Origin of the sequence: uncultured Sphingorhabdus sp. (genome assembly GCF_937872355.1) — a bacterium.
Classification (GTDB): Bacteria; Pseudomonadota; Alphaproteobacteria; order Sphingomonadales; family Sphingomonadaceae; genus Sphingorhabdus_B.
Window position 1 is genome coordinate 1 of the sequence record NZ_CALMSV010000090.1, and the last position, 16,579, is coordinate 16,579.

General features: G+C 56.1%; 17 protein-coding genes and 1 pseudogene. 11 read left to right on the top strand and 7 right to left on the bottom strand.

Translation table 11 applies throughout. From position 1 onward, the window contains the following. Both dapF and Q0239_RS05075 read right to left on the bottom strand, forming a co-directional pair. A partial coding sequence (gene dapF / locus Q0239_RS05070) for a diaminopimelate epimerase (RefSeq protein ID WP_298599368.1) occupies positions 1–693 on the bottom strand: 693 nt, incomplete at its 3' end. 67 nt (positions 694–760) lie between these two features. Beyond that, complete coding sequence (locus Q0239_RS05075) at positions 761–2,326, bottom strand: EAL domain-containing protein (protein ID WP_298599371.1); 1,566 nt, start codon at positions 2,324–2,326, stop codon at positions 761–763. A gap of 363 nt (positions 2,327–2,689) precedes the next feature. On the opposite strand from Q0239_RS05075, the gene ffh reads away from it, so the two are divergent. The 7 genes from ffh (at position 2,690) to Q0239_RS05110 (ending at position 8,172) form a co-directional block, all read left to right on the top strand. Beyond that, positions 2,690–4,177 (top strand): signal recognition particle protein, encoded by a 1,488-nt coding sequence (gene ffh, locus Q0239_RS05080; RefSeq protein ID WP_298599374.1) that lies wholly within the window; start codon positions 2,690–2,692, stop codon positions 4,175–4,177. Between the two features lie 50 nt (positions 4,178–4,227). After that, complete coding sequence (rpsP, locus tag Q0239_RS05085) at positions 4,228–4,755, top strand: 30S ribosomal protein S16 (protein ID WP_298599377.1); 528 nt, start codon at positions 4,228–4,230, stop codon at positions 4,753–4,755. Positions 4,756–4,758: 3 nt separating this feature from the next. Further along, entirely contained in the window at positions 4,759–5,238 is a 480-nt protein-coding gene (rimM, locus tag Q0239_RS05090) for a ribosome maturation factor RimM (RefSeq protein ID WP_298599379.1), read from the top strand. Then, a complete protein-coding gene (gene trmD / locus Q0239_RS05095) occupies positions 5,235–5,939 on the top strand; it encodes a tRNA (guanosine(37)-N1)-methyltransferase TrmD (RefSeq protein ID WP_298599382.1) in 705 nt (234 codons plus the stop codon). The genes rimM and trmD overlap by 4 nt, the downstream gene beginning before the upstream one ends. A 41-nt stretch (positions 5,940–5,980) precedes the next feature. Further along, on the top strand, positions 5,981–6,364 hold the full coding sequence (gene rplS / locus Q0239_RS05100) for a 50S ribosomal protein L19 (RefSeq protein WP_298599385.1): 384 nt from the start codon (positions 5,981–5,983) through the stop codon (positions 6,362–6,364). A gap of 108 nt (positions 6,365–6,472) precedes the next feature. Further along, positions 6,473–7,498, top strand: a complete 1,026-nt coding sequence (locus Q0239_RS05105) for an aspartate-semialdehyde dehydrogenase (RefSeq protein ID WP_298599389.1) — start codon at positions 6,473–6,475, stop codon at positions 7,496–7,498. A gap of 20 nt (positions 7,499–7,518) precedes the next feature. After that, entirely contained in the window at positions 7,519–8,172 is a 654-nt protein-coding gene (locus tag Q0239_RS05110; protein ID WP_298599392.1) for a 2-hydroxychromene-2-carboxylate isomerase, read from the top strand. On the opposite strand, the gene Q0239_RS05115 is transcribed toward Q0239_RS05110, so the two are convergent. Genes Q0239_RS05115 through Q0239_RS05125 form a run of 3 tightly spaced genes read right to left on the bottom strand, consistent with a single transcriptional unit; the run spans position 8,169 to position 11,194 of the window. After that, on the bottom strand, positions 8,169–9,728 hold the full coding sequence (locus tag Q0239_RS05115) for a DHA2 family efflux MFS transporter permease subunit (protein WP_298599395.1): 1,560 nt from the start codon (positions 9,726–9,728) through the stop codon (positions 8,169–8,171). The two genes, Q0239_RS05110 and Q0239_RS05115, sit on opposite strands and share 4 nt — an antisense overlap. Continuing rightward, a complete protein-coding gene (locus Q0239_RS05120; protein ID WP_298599398.1) occupies positions 9,703–10,761 on the bottom strand; it encodes an HlyD family secretion protein in 1,059 nt (352 codons plus the stop codon). The genes Q0239_RS05115 and Q0239_RS05120 overlap by 26 nt, the downstream gene beginning before the upstream one ends. After that, on the bottom strand, positions 10,754–11,194 hold the full coding sequence (locus Q0239_RS05125) for a MarR family winged helix-turn-helix transcriptional regulator (RefSeq protein WP_298599401.1): 441 nt from the start codon (positions 11,192–11,194) through the stop codon (positions 10,754–10,756). The genes Q0239_RS05120 and Q0239_RS05125 overlap by 8 nt, the downstream gene beginning before the upstream one ends. A gap of 83 nt (positions 11,195–11,277) precedes the next feature. Here Q0239_RS05125 and Q0239_RS05130 point away from each other — a divergent pair, with 83 nt between their 5' ends. Genes Q0239_RS05130 through Q0239_RS05145 form a run of 4 tightly spaced genes read left to right on the top strand, consistent with a single transcriptional unit; the run spans position 11,278 to position 15,147 of the window. Beyond that, complete coding sequence (locus Q0239_RS05130; protein WP_298599404.1) at positions 11,278–12,030, top strand: alpha/beta fold hydrolase; 753 nt, start codon at positions 11,278–11,280, stop codon at positions 12,028–12,030. A 2-nt stretch (positions 12,031–12,032) separates the two neighbouring features. Continuing rightward, positions 12,033–12,557, top strand: coding sequence for a hypothetical protein (locus Q0239_RS05135; RefSeq protein WP_298599407.1), 525 nt, complete (start codon positions 12,033–12,035; stop codon positions 12,555–12,557). Positions 12,558–12,616: 59 nt separating this feature from the next. Further along, positions 12,617–14,428 carry a M2 family metallopeptidase gene (locus tag Q0239_RS05140; protein ID WP_298599409.1) on the top strand — a complete coding sequence of 604 codons (1,812 nt, stop codon included), beginning with the start codon at positions 12,617–12,619 and terminating at the stop codon, positions 14,426–14,428. A gap of 23 nt (positions 14,429–14,451) precedes the next feature. Then, on the top strand, positions 14,452–15,147 hold the full coding sequence (locus Q0239_RS05145; protein ID WP_298599410.1) for an SIMPL domain-containing protein: 696 nt from the start codon (positions 14,452–14,454) through the stop codon (positions 15,145–15,147). A gap of 6 nt (positions 15,148–15,153) precedes the next feature. Here the strand turns inward: Q0239_RS05145 and Q0239_RS05150 are convergent, their stop codons facing one another. Both Q0239_RS05150 and Q0239_RS05155 read right to left on the bottom strand, forming a co-directional pair. After that, the gene (locus Q0239_RS05150) at positions 15,154–15,936 is read right to left on the bottom strand and encodes an SDR family NAD(P)-dependent oxidoreductase (RefSeq protein WP_298599413.1); all 783 of its coding nucleotides are present in this window, start codon (positions 15,934–15,936) and stop codon (positions 15,154–15,156) included. Between the two features lie 8 nt (positions 15,937–15,944). Beyond that, positions 15,945–16,454: pseudogene (locus Q0239_RS05155) on the bottom strand (AMP nucleosidase); the annotation flags it as partial. Positions 16,455–16,579: the final 125 nt, after the last annotated feature.

Genomic DNA, 16,579 nt, shown 5'->3' on the forward strand with positions numbered 1-16,579 from the left:
GATAGTGACCGGCGATACTGCCCTGCCACTGGGGATTGCGGCAACGGCTGTGGCGCAAGCACCCGTGCCACACGCCAGTGTCAACCCAACGCCGCGCTCCCAAACGCGCAAATGGATATTGTGCGGATCAACGATGGTCGCGACATTGACGTTGATTTTTTCAGGAAACAACGGGTCCGTCTCGACAATCGGCCCTAGTCGCTCCAGGTCGACGGCTTCGCTGTCGGGAACAAAGAAAATGACATGCGGATTACCGACATTGACCGCCATCGGTCGTTCGAGGTCTTCCCAGCCAACCGGCATGTCGAACGTATCCATCGGCATGGCGAGCGGGATGAATTCCCAATCAAAGGCAGGTGGGTTCAGGAATACCGTCGCGCTATTTTCCTGTGGCTGCGTTTCAAGAATTCCGCCTTTGGTTTCGATACGAGCCGGTTTGCCCAGCAATGTCGCGACACAGCGCGTCGCGTTGCCGCAGGCCTCCACTTCACCACCATCGGCATTGAAAATGCGCATCCTCACATCGGCCGATGAAGAGGACTCAAGCAGAATGAGTTGGTCGCAGCCAATGCCCGTCCGTCGGTCGGCGATCGCATGTGCGCGGGGACCAGTCATGTCGACAGGTTCGCTGCGGGCATCGATGACAACGAAATCGTTGCCCAGTCCGTGCATCTTGTGAAAAGGCGCTGCCATAACGGCAGCGCATTAGGCCATCGTCTGGTCCCAAGTCCAGAGAAAGCCGCGCCTTGTCGTATCGTCGTCAGCTAGCGGCGCGTTGCACCTTGCTACCATAGGCAGGCTTTTCGTCTGCCTCGGCCTTATCGCCCAAATTTGACGATTTGCGGCTGACCAGAAGATTGCGTTCGGCCAGCATTTTTCGAACATTGTCGACCGACATGGGCTGGCCATAATACCATCCCTGGCCTTTGGTACAGCCCAGTTCTCGGAGCTTGTCTACCAGCGCCTGTTCTTCAATGCCTTCGGCGGTAATCGGCACGCTCAGGCTGGACCCAAGTCCGGCAATGGCATTTACGATCGCCGCACTTTCCGGATTTTCCAGCATCGTCGAGACAAAACTGCGATCGATCTTGATGCGATCGAAAGGCAATGCGCGCAGATGAGCAAGTGAGCTGTATCCAGTGCCGAAATCGTCCAAAGCGATCTGAATGCCCTGGTTCTTCAAGCTGCCTACAATCGATTGGGCCAGGCTGAGATTTTTAAACAGCGAGCTCTCGGTAATCTCGACTTCAAGTCGCTGGGCTGGAAAGCCCGTTTCAACCAGCAGCTTCACGATTTTCTGGGCGAGCCAAGGGTCTTTCAACTGGACGGGTGAAATGTTGACCGAGATGGTCAGCTTTGGATCCCAATTCTTCGCCTCAAGCATGGCCTTGCGAATGATGCTGATCGAAAGATCGCCGATCATGCCGGTTTCTTCGGCTACGGGGATGAATTCGTCAGGTGGAATCAGACCGCGCATGGGTGAAACCCAGCGTGCGAGCATTTCAAAGCCCGCCAGTTCTCCAGTCTGCAAATCGATCTGTTGTTCGAAATAGGGAACGAACTCGTCGTTGGGGATAGCCACACGGATATCGGCTTCGAGCGAGTTGCGGGTACGTAGTTCGACCTCCATACCGTTTTCAAACCAGCAAAAGCCGTTACGGCCATTTTTCTTCGCGGCGTATAGGGCAATGTCTGCACGGCGGATCAGCATATCTATGCCGTCGCAGTCCAACTCCGGCCTACTGATGCCGATGGAAGCCGTTATGCTATGGTCGGTATCTCCAATGGTAACCGGTCGAGACAGTGCTTCTATCAAATCCTCGGCAACGCGATCCACGGTTTCGGGAAATTCGGGTTCGAATACCATACAGATTCCGAACTCATCACCGCCCAGCCGAGCCAGCACGCTGGAAGGAGGAACCGTATCGCGCATGCGATCAGCCACTTCGCGCAGCAGCTGGTCACCGCTGTCGTGGCCATAAAGATCGTTTATCTTTTTGAAGCCATCCAGATCAATCATCAGGAAAGCAACCGACTTGCCCCGCCGCGAAGCCCGCGTCGTCAATTCGGCCGTCTTTTCCTTGATAGCCCTTCGATTGAAAAGGTTTGTCAGCGGGTCGGTGATGGCCAAGTGCTGGGCGCGAACTTCAGCCTGACGATAGACATCGACTTCGTCACTCAGCGCGCTGGTGCGCCGCCAAATCAGCAATATGAGCGCAATATTGAGCAGCAGGGCGGAAACCATGGCCTGGTCGGTCGTCGCACCCTGACCGAAATACTGCTTAACCAGCTGTGTGCCTACCGATCCGCCAATATAGACGAACATGGCAAGTACCGAAAAGATAAGAAGCAAACTTGCCCGGGAAGCTGAATCGCCCCGAATGACTTGTCCGTCTTCGCCGATTTCTGGGCGATTGTTCCGCGTGGCCCGCATATCATCCTTATCCCTGTATTCGCAGGCTTTCTGCATAAGAAAGGTCAAAATTGGGTTAATTCAGGGTTCCTAGTGCAGTCGTGTAGCCGTCTAGCATAACCGGCTTGCATTTTTGCAAAGTCGGGACTAAGGGCCCGTTCACACAGGGCTTTGGCTCTATTTTATCGATGTGCAGCAACATCACACGCCGGTCAGCGAGGTTTCGCCCACCGGCGTTTTGTGCGTTTCTGTATGAAAAATGTTGAAGGAAGTTCGATGTTCGACAAGCTGAGCGACCGGTTGGGAGGCGTTTTTGATCGCCTGCGCGGTCGCGGTGCGCTGAACGAGGCAGACGTCCGCGAAGCGATGCGTGAGGTTCGCGTTGCGCTTCTTGAGGCCGACGTCGCGCTTCCGGTAGCACGCGAATTTGTCGAGAAGGTTACCGAGCTGGCCGTCGGCCAGTCGGTACTGAAATCGGTTACGCCTGGTCAGCAGGTCGTCAAGATCGTCAATGACGCGCTTGTCGAAATGCTCGGCTCGGATGCTAGCGAACTGAATCTCGCCGTTGCGCCGCCCGCGATCATCATGATGGTAGGCCTGCAAGGCTCGGGTAAAACCACCACGACGGCCAAGATTGCCAAGCTTCTCAAAGAAAAAGAGCGCAAAAAGGTGTTGATGGCGTCGCTGGACGTCAACCGCCCGGCAGCGCAGGAGCAGTTGGCGACGCTCGGTACCCAAGTTGATGTTGCGACTTTACCGATTGTTGCGGGGCAGCAGCCGGTGGACATTGCCAAGCGGGCGATGCAGGCGGCAAAACTGCAGGGCTTCGACGTCCTGATGCTCGATACCGCAGGTCGCCTGCATGTTGACCAGCAGTTGATGGATGAGATGAAGGCTGTCGCCAACGTCTCAACACCGCAGGAAATCCTGCTCGTGGTCGACTCTTTGACCGGTCAGGATGCAGTCAACGTAGCGCAGAATTTCAGCGAGCAAGTTGATCTGACGGGTGTCGTGCTGACCCGTATGGACGGCGATGCGCGCGGCGGTGCGGCACTTTCGATGCGCGCCGTTACCGGAAAGCCGATCAAATTCGCCGGTGTCGGCGAAAAGATGGATGCCATCGAAGCCTTCCATCCGGAACGCGTTGCCGGCCGTATTCTAGGCATGGGCGATGTTGTCGGCCTGGTTGAGCGCGCCGCACAGGTTGTCGATCAGGAAGAGTCGGAAAAGCTCGCCGCCAAAATGGCGAAGGGTCAGTTTGACCTCAATGATCTGCGCGCCCAGCTTCGTCAAATGACCAAGATGGGCGGACTCGGCGCGCTTGCCGGTATGATGCCGGGCATGAAAAAGGCCAAGGCGGCGATGGCGCAAGGCGGTATGGACGACAAGATCCTGCACCGCATGGACGCGATCATCGGCTCGATGACGCCCAAAGAACGCGAAAAGCCGGCATTGTTGAACGCGAAGCGCAAGATCCGCGTCGCCAATGGTTCGGGCACCACGGTTCAAGACGTCAACCGCCTCCTGAAAATGCATCAGGAGATGGAAAGCGCGATGAAGCGCATCAAGAAAATGGGCGGCCTAAAAGGGCTCGCCGCGCTGTTCGGCAAATCGGGCGGCGATCTGGGCGCGACGATGGAGGGCATGCACGGGCTGCCGCCGGGTTCGATGGCCAAAGGAATGGGTGGCCTCCCGGGCATGCCCGGAGGTGGTGCGGGCGGCTTGCCGCCGGACATTGCGAGATTGTTGAATAAGAAAAAATAGGTTTTCACATACATTCAAAGAATTGAATCAGAAAGGTAAAGGTAAATATCATGGCATTGGCAATGCGTTTGTCGCGTGGCGGTTCAAAGAAGCGCCCTTATTACAAAATCGTCGTCGCTGACGCGCGTGCACCGCGCGACGGCAAGTTCATCGAGCGCATCGGCAGCTACAACCCGCAGCTCGCCAAGGACGACGCTGGTCGCGTAGTCCTGGACGCTGACCGTGCGAAGCATTGGCTGGCTGCAGGCGCGCAGCCTTCGGACCGCGTTGCCCGTTTCCTCGATGCCGCTGGCGTCAAGGAGCGCAAGGCCTCGGTAAACCCGAAGAAGGGTGAACCCGGCCAGAAGGCGAAGGATCGCGCGGAAGACAAGGCTGCAAAGCTGGCTGAAGCTGAAGAAGCTGCCGCGGCCGCTGCTGCTGCTCCGGCGGTTGAAGAAGCGGTTGCTGAAGAAGCTGCTCCGGCCGAAGAAGTTGCTGCTGAAGCACCTGCCGCCGAAGAAGCTGCTCCTGCCGAGGAAGCTGCCGCTGAAGAAGCTCCGGCAGCTGACGAAGCCAGCGAAGAAAAGGCTGAGGGTTGATCCTTGGCTGAAAAGACCGTCACGCTTGCCGCCGTCGCCGGTGCGCATGGCGTGACGGGCGAAGTCCGATTGAAGCTGTTCGCGGAAAGTGTGGACAGCCTCAAACGGCACAAAAGCTATAATGGCGGCGCACTGACGCTGAAGTCAGTGCGCGCCCATAAGGGCGGGGCCATCGCCCGTTTCGCCGAAATCACGGATCGCAATGCAGCAGAGGCGATGCGCAGCACGCTACTCACCGTATCACGTGCCGAACTTCCGCCGCTTGGCGAAGGCGAATATTATTATAGTGACCTAATTGGCCTGCCATGCGTCTCTACCGACGGTGAAGATCTTGGCCAATGCATCGCCGTCGATAATTTCGGCGCAGGCGACATACTGGAAATCGAAAAGCCTGATAAAAAGCGTTTTATGGTGCCCATGAACGTCAAAGCTGTGCCCGAATGGGGTGAGCGGATCTTAGTCGAAGCTGCTTTTGTGCAATGACCTTCCAAGCCCAAATCCTGACGCTATACCCGGAAATGTTTCCCGGTCCTTTAGGGGTGTCGCTGGCTGGTCGTGCTTTGGACGAAGGCAAGTGGACTTGTAATCCAATTCAACTCCGCGATTTTGCGACGGACAAACATCGGACGGTTGACGACACACCTGCGGGCGGTGGGGCAGGGATGGTGCTCAAGGTTGACGTCATGGCGGCAGCAGTCGATGATGTCTTTGAAAAAGCGCCTGATTTGCCCATCCTCGCCATGACTCCACGTGGCAAACCGATCACGCAAGAACGGATTCGTGCGCTCGCATCTGGGCCCGGAGCGACCATCATTTGCGGCCGTTTCGAAGGCTTTGACGAGCGCCTTTTTGAAGCCCGGCCGCAAATCGAACAGATCAGCATGGGCGACATCATCCTTTCCGGCGGCGAAATGGGCGCTTTGATGCTATTAGATGCTTGCATTCGGCTGCTTCCCGGCGTAATGGGCGCGCCCGATAGCGGGTATGAAGAGTCCTTCGAACAAGGTCTTCTCGAATATCCGCATTATACCCGACCTGCTGAGTGGGAAGGGCGCACGATCCCTGAAGTGCTGCGATCGGGGGATCATGCGAAGATCAAAGCCTGGCGGAAACAACAGGCCGAGAGCGATACACGGCTACGCAGGCCAGACCTTTGGGAGCGTTACAAGAACGCTCGGGACTGACCTGCCTCTGGTGTGCAGTTGAAGAAGGAAGAAGACAGGCCATGAACCTGATCCAGACACTTGAGCAAGAGGCGATTGCCGAACTTGCCACCAAGAAGAACATCCCGGAATTCCGGGCCGGTGACACCCTGCGCGTTGGCGTCAAGGTGATCGAAGGTGATCGTACCCGTGTGCAGAATTATGAAGGCGTGTGCATCGCGCGTTCGAACAAGGGCATGGGATCGAACTTCACCGTCCGCAAGATTTCGTTCGGCGAAGGCGTAGAGCGCGTATTCCCGCTTTATTCGCCCAACGTTGAAAGCATCGAAGTTGTCCGTCGCGGCGCCGTCCGTCGTGCGAAGCTGTATTATCTGCGCGGCCGCACCGGTAAGAAGGCGCGTATCGCCGAGCGCAAGATTACTACCAAACAGGATGCCGCAGGCTGATCCCGTCTGGTTGTTTGAAACCAAGATACCGAAAGGGCCGGGATCCGCTAACGGGACCCCGGCCTTTTTCTTTGTCCCGATAGCAAGTTCGAATGTGAGGAAGTCATAATGGGTTATCGAGTTGTAGTTGCAGGTGCCACGGGCAATGTCGGGCGCGAAATGCTGAATATCCTGGCGGAGCGTGAGTTTCCAATCGATGAACTGGCAGCGCTTGCCTCATCGCGTTCTGCTGGCGACACAATCGAGTTTGGTGAAACCGGTAAGACGCTTAAGGTCCAGAATATCGAACATTTCGATCCGACTGGTTGGGATATTGCGCTCTTCGCCATCGGCACCGACGGGTCAAAAGAATATGCACCCAAATTTGCGGCTGCGGGTTGTGTGGTTATCGATAACGCATCGCTCTATCGGATGGATCCCGACGTGCCGTTGATCGTGCCAGAGGTCAATCCAGACGCGATTGACGGATATAAGGCGCGTAACATTATCGCCAACCCGAACTGTTCCACGGCGCAGCTGGTGGTGGCTCTCAAGCCATTGCACGATGCAGCGACAATTAAGCGCGTTGTGGTGTCGACCTATCAGTCCGCCTCAGGGGCGGGCAAAGCAGGCATGGACGAATTGTTCGAACAGTCGCGTGCCATATTCGTGGGCGACCAGGTCGAACCGCGCAAATTCACCAAGCAGATCGCCTTCAACGTCATTCCCCATATCGACAAATTCCTTGAGGATGGTTCGACCAAGGAAGAGTGGAAGATGGTCGTCGAAACCAAGAAGATTCTGGACCCCAAGATCAAGATGTCCGCAACCTGCGTGCGCGTGCCGGTGTTCGTTGGCCACTCTGAATCGATCAACATCGAGATGGAAAACGAACTGTCCGCCGAAGATGCACAGAAGATCCTGCGCGAAGCCCCGGGCGTAATGCTTGTCGATAAGCGCGAGGACGGCGGCTATGTCACCCCGATTGAATGCGTTGGCGATTACGCCACCTTCGTTAGCCGCGTGCGCGACGATTCCACCGTCGACAACGGCCTCAACCTTTGGTGCGTTTCGGACAATCTGCGCAAGGGCGCAGCACTCAACGCGGTGCAGATTGCCGAATTATTGGGACGTCGGCACTTGAAGAAGGGCTGAATGCAGTTCAGGATGTCGACATGACACTGCAAGCCGACCTCTTCTTCTCGTTCCGATCGCCTTATTCCTATCTCGCCATCGGCCGCTATCGGTCGATGGCGGAGGAATGGGGCGTCGATATTGCATTACGCCCAGTCTATCCGCTCGCTATTCGCGAACCTGATTTTTTTGAACGCAATCCGCCCAACTGGCTGCGCTATACTTTTACCGACATGTTCCGTGTGGCCCAGTTTCACGGCATCCCCTTTGGTCCTCCAAGGCCGGATCCGATCGTGCAGAATGTGATGACGCGCAAGATCGCGGACGAGCAGCCCTATATCTTCCGTCTGACGCGACTTGGGCAGGCTGCGGCGCGGCGCGGAAAGGGCACAGCCTTTGCGCATGAGGCAGGACGGCTAATCTGGGGCGGTGCGGAAAACTGGCACGAAGGCGATCATCTGGTTGGTGCCGCCGAGCGAGCCGGTCTTGACCTTGCCGAACTGGATGCTGAGGCTCTGGACGACGCGGAAGCACTTGACGCAGAAATCCATGCCAACCAGACAGCACTCGAAGCAGGTGGTCATTGGGGAGTGCCAACACTGGTTTTCGATGACGAGCCCTTTTTCGGGCAAGACCGGATCGAAATGGCGCTATGGCGGATGCAGCAAAAGGGGCTGGTGAAGCGTGCCGTTTAATCGGGAAGATATTGGTGTGGCCCGTTTGGCTGGCCGACAGGTTTCACCAGCAAAGTCAGTGGCAATATCGCCAGCACGATGAAAAATAGCAGTTTAAAGTCGCTAAGATATGCAATCATCGCTGCCTGTCGATTCACTTCGATATCCAATACTCGCAGAAATGCGTCTCCCAATACGCCGAAGCGATCGGCCGTTGCCGGATCCGCTATGTCGAAACTCGATGAAGTGATGCGCGCGCCGAGCTCCTCATGATTTATCTGGATGCTCCGCGTCAGCATCGTGATACTGATGGATATGCCAAAGCTGCCGCCCATGCTGCGTGAAAGATAAAGCAAGCTCGAAGCATCAGTACGCATTGAAAGCGGAAGCGTCGAAAAGGCGACGAAATTGGTAGGCATGAAGGTGAGTCCCATGCCGAAACCTTGTGTCAGGCCGACTATGACGAAGTTTGACATCCCCATCTCGACCGCCCAACCGGTCATCATCCATATTGAGGCCGCTACGATTGAAAAGCCTATGAAAATGATCCAGCGAATATCCAAATAATATATCAGCCGCCCAGCCATGAACATACCGAAGAGGATGCCGAAACCGCGCGGCGCAAGCAGCACGCCTGTGTCGAATACCGAATAGCCGTAAATGTTCTGCAACATAGGCGGCATCAGGGCGAAAATGCCGAACATCGTCAGTCCGATAAGCGATGCAAACAGCATCGCGGTCAGGAAGTTGGCATTTGCCACCATCGCTGGATCGAACAGCGGGCGCTTGGTCGACATGCTGTGAACTACAAACATCCAGAAAGCGGCTATTGCCACGCCGAGTTCGCTGATGATTTCCCAGCTTTCGAACCAGTCTACATGTTGACCGCGATCGAGCATGAGTTGCAGCGATGCTAGCCCAAGTGCGAGCATTGCGAAGCCGAATATATCGAGCTTTCGGTCAGTAATTGCACGCGACGGCAGGAGCCACCAAAGGATGGCAACGGTAGGGATACCGATGGGCAAGTTAATGTAAAACACCCAGCGCCAGTTGTAGCTTTCTGTCAGCCAGCCACCGATCATAGGCCCGAATATGGGGGCGCACATTATACCCATTCCCCAGATTTGCATGGCGCGCGGAGCCTTTTCCGGCGGATTGATGTCGAGCAGGATGGTTTGTGACAGCGGGCCTATAAAGGCGGCGCAAAATCCCTGAAATATGCGGAAGATGACCATCTGGGTCAGGCTTGTCGCAGCGCCGCACAACATTGAGGTGACAATGAACCCGATTACGGCGAACAGGAACAACCGCCTGGAGCCAATCCGATCAGAGAGCCAGCCTGCGGAAGGCATGGCGACCGCTGTTGCAAGGATGTAGCTCGTCAGAACCCAAGTGACGCTGTCGATTGTCGCGCCCAAGCTGGTCTGCATATGGGGTATTGCAACATTAGCGATGGTGGAATCGAGAATCTGGATAATCGACGCGCCCATTACGGCTACGGTCAGCAGGCCCTTATGTTCGACGGGCAGCGCCGCCGTGCCGGGAGTGTAATTACTTGCCGGTGTCGATGCGGACATAGGCTGACAGACCGGCGATCATTTGCCGCTTTGGCTTTTCGAGGATTTCGATCCGCACGGGAACACGCTGGGTGACCTTGACCCAGTTGCCGCTGGCATTCTGCGCAGGCAGCACTGAGAATTCCGATCCCGTGCCCGCGCCAATGCTGGCGACGCGGCCTTTGACTTTAAGGCCGGGATAGGCATCGAAGCTGATCTCTGCCGGTTGACCAACACGCATTTTTGCGAGGTCGGTTTCCTTGAAGTTGGCTTCAACCCACCCATTACCATCGGTGACGATTGTTAAAGCGGGCAGGCCTTGCACCATCATCTGGCCAAATTGCAGTCGATCAGCTTGGCTTACGATGCCGCTAGCAGGGGCGCGAACTTCGGCTTTGGACAAATCGAGCAATGCTTTGTCACGCTGCACCTGTCCTGCAAGGACACCGGGATTTACACCGGGTGCCGCTGCACCTGTTGCAAGTGCTGCGCGCGCCATTTTTGCGTCGGCTTCGGCGCCCGCCAGTTTGCTACGCGCCGTTGAGAGCGCGTGTTCGGCTGCCTGCAACCGCGCCTTGGTTGTGAAACCGCTCTGCATCAGGGCTGACTGTCGTTTGTATTCTTCAGTGAAGAACGCCACATCATCGCGCGCCGCCTGAATATCGACCCCGCTATTGCCGAGATCAGTTTGTAGCGTAACCACTTTGACCTGCGCAGCCGCTATCGAAGCTTCTGCCTGGGCAATTGCGATCTTGAATGGCTCCGGGTCTATGCGGAATAGAAGGTCGCCTGCATTGACATGTTGGTTCTCTTTCACACCAACTTCGACGATCCGGCCACCAATTTCAGCCGCGACCGAAACCTTTTCCTGCTGTACATAGGCGTTGTCTGTCGACACATAATGGTCATTGGCCAGATAATAGGCGATGCCGCCGATCAGCAGGAGTATTGGAACAGAAACCATCGCCAGCAAGCGCAACCATTTGCGCGGGTGCTTGAATGGTTCCGTCTCGATTTGCGCGGCAGGTTTCATCTGAGCATCAGCTTCAGCCATTGGCGGCCTCCGGCGCTTTCCGGGTGAGATTAAGGCGAATGGTGTCGAGCATAGCTTCAAGTTCAGCTTGCTGGGCATCGTTCAAACCCGAAACGGCATCGGCAAACAATTCAGTAGCGAGCGGCTTCAGATCTTCGAGGCGCGATTCGCCCGACGTTGTCAGATAAACGCGCCATGCGCGCCTATCGCTCGGGTCAGCCCGGCGTTCGACCAGACCTGCATCTTGCATCCGATCAATCATACGGCCCAATGTAATCGGTTCGACATCCATCATTTCGGCCAGCGCAACCTGTGTACTGCCACCAAATCGGTTCAATAACCCAAGTACCCGCCACTGTGGCCGGGTAATGCCTTTGGTTCGAACACGCTCGTCAAAGGCGCGACGCATAAGCCGCGCCGTATCGCCAATCAGAAAGCCAAGATCTTCGCTCATAGGCACTGATATAATAGCAATGCTTATTATAGGCAATGCTCCAACTGCTTGCCTTGCAGGGCAGGTCTGACTAACCATTGGCTATGCAAAGCCACACATTCAAAACCGCCGACGGCATTTCCATCTATGTGCGCGAGATGGGCGAAGGCAGGCCCATCATTCTGTTGCACGGCTATTTCAGCGAAGCGGATACCAATTGGATCAAATATGGTCATGCGGCTCTGCTGGCTGAGGCTGGATTTCGTGTGATCATGCCTGATCTGAGAGCGCACGGCCTAAGCGATAAACCCCATGATCCGTTGCATTATCCCAAGGATATATTGGCCGATGACCAATTTGCGTTAATTGATTATCTCGGCCTGAGCGATTTCGATCTGGTGGGCTATTCGCTGGGTGGACGAACGGTGGCGAGGATGCTCGCAAAAGGATGTCGTCCGCGACGTGTGGTGATTTCAGGCATGGGCCTCGAAGGACTGGCCGATACCGGCAAACGCGCCGGGCATTTCCGGCACGTCCTCGAAAATCTGGGAAGGCCTGAACGCGGATCGCCTGCGTTCATGGCCGAGGCGTTTCTTAAAACGACAGGTGGTGACCCGGTGGCGCTCCTGCGCATACTCGATACTTTCGTCGACACGTCCGTCGACACAATAACCAGCTTTGACCTGCCTATTGGTGTTGTCTGCGGAGAAGACGATAATGACAATGGTTCGGCCAAGGCGCTCGCGGATCTGTTGCCGCAAGGGCGACTGATTTCGGTTCCTGGCAATCATATGAGCGCAGTCATCAAACCCGAACTGGGCATCGCCATTCGGGACTTTCTGGTCGGGGGTGTGTAAAAATGGACACATCCGATGAAAAAGGCTTCTGGCGGTATTGGTTGCTGGGTCTGACGCTGTTCGCAGTTATGATCGCAATAAATCCCTCGCTATCTAACAGCGTCGCGCCCATGGGTATTTCCGACCATCAGGCGGCAGCGACAGCGGCGCGCGTCAATGCAATTCAAACCTCTTGGCAAGCCGGAGGCGTGCTTTGGCTCGCGCGGTTGAGCATGGCAGTCGACCTTGTCTTTATCGGCGTTTACAGTTGGGGCGCCTGGTTGGGCGGCAAGGTGATGCGCGCGCAATCGGGGCAGGGACTGCGTAGTCTCGGGCTGGTGATAATGGCCGCAGCAGTGATGTTTGGGCTGACCGATTACACCGAAACTCTCTCGCAGTTTATCCAGGTGATGCGCCTTGAAGGAAGCGATGCCTTGGCCCGACTGGCGGCGACGGTGCGACCGATAAAGACCGTGGCATTCCTTACAACCTTCATCGGTCTGCTAGTTGCGCTCCTGCTTCGACGAATGGCACTTCGCAAAGCTTGACCTCGCAAGCCTGCAGGCGCAGGGAAGGTGCCAGAAAGTTGTTTCTGGGGAGTTTTCCGATGAAAAAATTCGTTTCGACGGTCGCGCTTGCGGCTGCTCTGATTTCGACGCCCGCTATGGCGCAGAATGCCGCACCTACCCCTGCCGATGCCGAAGCATTTTTGGCGAAGGCTGAAAAAGACCTTTACGATTTCACGGTCGAGTCCGGTCGAGTGCAATGGATCAATTCGACTTACATAACCGACGATACCGATGCGCTGGCTGCGCGTTACGGTGAAATTGGCACCGAAAAAGCTGTTGCCTATGCGTTGGAAGCTGCGAAGTATCAAAATGTTGCCGGGTTATCGGCTGAAAACAAGCGTAAGCTTGACATTTTGCGCGGCGGCCTTGTTCTGCCAGCACCGACCAAAGCAGGGGCTGCTGCCGAACTCAGCACCATCGCGACCAAGCTGAATTCGACTTACGGCAAGGGGAAGGGCACGCTCAAGGGCAAGGAAATCAACGGCTCCGACATCGAAGCTGAGATGGGAACCAACCGGAACCCTGAAGAGCTGAAGGAAATGTGGACCAGCTGGCACGACAATGTCGGCAAGCCGATGGGCAAGGATTATGCCCGCATGGTCGAAATTGCCAATGAAGGAGCGATCGAGCTGGGCTTCAAGGACGTCGGTGCCATGTGGCGGTCGGGCTATGATATGCCCGCCGATGATTTTGCCAAACTGACCGACAAGCTTTGGCTCGAGGTGAAACCGCTTTACGACGAACTGCACACCTACACGCGCAACAAGCTGAACGAGAAATATGGCGATGCAGTACAACCCAAAACCGGACCGATCCGCGCAGACCTGCTCGGTAATATGTGGGCCCAGGAATGGGGCGGCATTTATGATGTCGTAGCACCAGCAGGAGCAGGCGATATCGGCTATGATATCGGCGACCTCCTCAAGGCCAAGGGCGTCGATGAAATCGGCATGGTCAAAATTGGTGAAGGCTTTTTCTCGTCGATCGGTTTTGAGCCATTGCCCAAGACGTTCTACGACCGCTCGCAGTTCCTGAAGCCGCGCGACCGCGAAGTCGTGTGCCATGCTTCCGCTTGGGACATCGATAATGTTGACGATCTGCGCATCAAGATGTGCATCAAGGTCAATACCGATGATTTTGTGACGATTCATCACGAGTTGGGCCACAATTATTATCAGCGCGCCTATAACAAGCAGAGCTATCTGCACCTGAACGGTGCGAATGACGGTTTTCATGAAGCGATCGGCGACGCCGTTGCACTATCAATCACGCCCGAATATCTGGTCCAAATAGGTCTGCTCGATAAATCTAAGGTACCAAGTGCGGACAAGGACACTGGCCTGTTGCTGCGTCAGGCAATGGATAAGGTGGCATTCCTTCCCTTTGGTCTGCTCGTAGACAAATGGCGTTGGGGCGTCTTCAACGGAACGATCACTCCGGCTAACTACAACAAGGGCTGGACTGACCTCCGTCGGCAATATCAGGGCATTGTTCCGCCGGTTGAACGTCCTGCAGATGCCTTCGATCCAGGAGCAAAATACCATATCCCGGGTAACACGCCCTACACCCGCTATTTCCTGGCCCGCATCCTGCAGTTCCAGTTCTACAAGGCTGCCTGTGATGCCGCTGGCTGGAAAGGACCGCTGCATCGTTGCTCCTTCTATGGCAACAAGGAAGTGGGCCAGAAGTTGAATGCAATGCTCGAAATGGGCGCATCCAAGCCGTGGCCAGACGCACTTGAAGCATTTACCGGAAGCCGCGAAATGTCTGGCAAGGCGATGATCGAATATTTTAAACCCTTGATGGATTGGCTGAAAAAGCAGAATAAGGGCCAGAAGAAGGGCTGGTGAAGCTCGGAGGAGGAAATGGCGCCATGCGTAAATCGATAGCCTGCCTTGGCTTGGCACTTTCGATTCCGGGCGCCGTTTCCGCCCAGTCCGTCAATTATCAGTCGCAGCTTTTGCTGGGCGAAATTGTTCTCAATATCTCGGGGTCTGGCAGCTACACGCAAAGGGGCAATATAGTCTATCTGAGCGGACAAATGGTTTCGGATGCCGCCAGTGCAGTCGATGCGGATGCGCTGAACCAGCAGAATTTTGATATGCTGGTCAACAGCCTTGGTACAATGGGTGTCAGCCCGGCGCAGATCAGGAAAACCAAAACGGCACCATCCAGCCAACCGACAGCGGGGCAGGCGCGGTCAGTTTGGCATATCTATATCGATCTTTATGACCAGACTCGCCTCAGTGAAGTGATTTCGTCGATGGAGGGTGCCGAGGTGCGGTCGATCCAACCGCCGCAATATGATGTAACCGATCGCAACGCGCTGCTGACTTTTGCCCGTCAACGTGCAATCGATGATGCCAAGCGACAGGCGGATGCTTACGCAACTGCGCTTACGATGGTTGTGCGGCGGATTACGCGGATAGAGGAAGTATCATCAGGCGTTTCGACAACGCCCAATGGTGGTTCAGCCAACGAAGGCGATGTTGTTGCCAATGCCAATGTAAAGGTCGACATAGTGTTCGGGCCGATGTTCAATTCGGCACCTGCGCCCGGCACACCCTGATAGCCGTCAGGCGTTCCTTGCCATCAAGCCACCGTCTACAGGGATGACAGCGCCCGTGATGAAGCTGGCGGCGGGTAGAACAAGACTGAGCGTCATGTGCGCCACCTCTTCGGGCCACGCATAGCGACGCAGTGCGGTGCGCCGTTTGGCGTAAAGCATCTTGTCGTCTTCAGGGACATTGCTAGTCATACCGGTCCGTATCGGCCCCGGGCAGATGCAGTTGACGGTGATGCCCTCCTTACCCAGATCGACAGCCATGCCGCGTGTGAGGCCGGTTACTCCGGTCTTGGCTGCAACATAGGGCGTATCGCCGGGGGTGGCGCCTAGTCCTTCAGTTGAAGCGATATTCACGATACGAGCGGCGTCGCTCTTGCGCAGCCAAGGAAGCGTGGCGCGCACCGTGCGTTGGTGAGCGGTCAGCAGAATGGCTAGTGCGCGGTCCCAAGTGGCGTCGTATTCGTCCGCAGCATCGAGAGGGCAGAATGCGGAGATGCCGGCATTGTTGACGAGAATGTCGATGCCACCAAAATCGCTGGCAATATTCGCGACCACTGACTTAATCGCATCGTGATTTGAAACATCCAGAGCATAGGCGTTCGCCGTGCCGCCATTGGCTTTAATTTCGGCCACAACAGCATCGCATGCCGCCTGATCCAGATCGGTCACCGCCACCTTTGCACCCTCGCTAGCAAAAAGCATGGCGGTTGCCCGCCCCATACCGCTGGCGGCACCTGTTACGATAGCGACGCGACCTGCAATCGAGCGGGAAAGGGGTGGGCATATTTCCATGATAGTCCTCAGCGGAATGGAGGTTCGTTGAAAGCGCGCAGCTTGCGACTATGCAGGCTATTTCCGGCTTCGCGCAGTAGCTCACATGTCTGGATGCCGATTTGGAGATGGGCTGCGATAGCCTCTTCGTAAAAGCGGTTAGCCTGACCCGGCAGCTTGATTTCGCCGTGTAACGGCTTGTCCGAAACGCACAGCAAAGTGCCATAGGGAACACGGAAGCGATAGCCTTGCGCGGCAATGGTGGCGGATTCCATGTCAATGGCAACGGCACGCGATTGGGAGAAACGCAGAGCGCTGTCGGTGTAGCGCAATTCCCAGTTGCGATCATCGGTGGTGACGACCGTTCCCGTGCGCATCCGGCGTTTAAGGTTCGCGCCGCTGGTGCCCGATACCTGCACGGCAGCAGCCTCAAGCGCCTGCTGGACCTCGGCAATCGGAGGAATGGGAATTTCCGGCGGAAGCACGCGGTCTAGTATGTTGTCGTCGCGCAAATAAGCGTGAGCAAGCACATAGTCGCCTCGCGCATAACGACGCCGATCGATTTCCGCGACCGCCTTCTCTCATGGGAAGGCGCAGCCTTCGGGATCGAGCCGGTGCTGACGCAGAGCGCCTGGTTCCGGCCGCACAACAAGAGCGACGACAT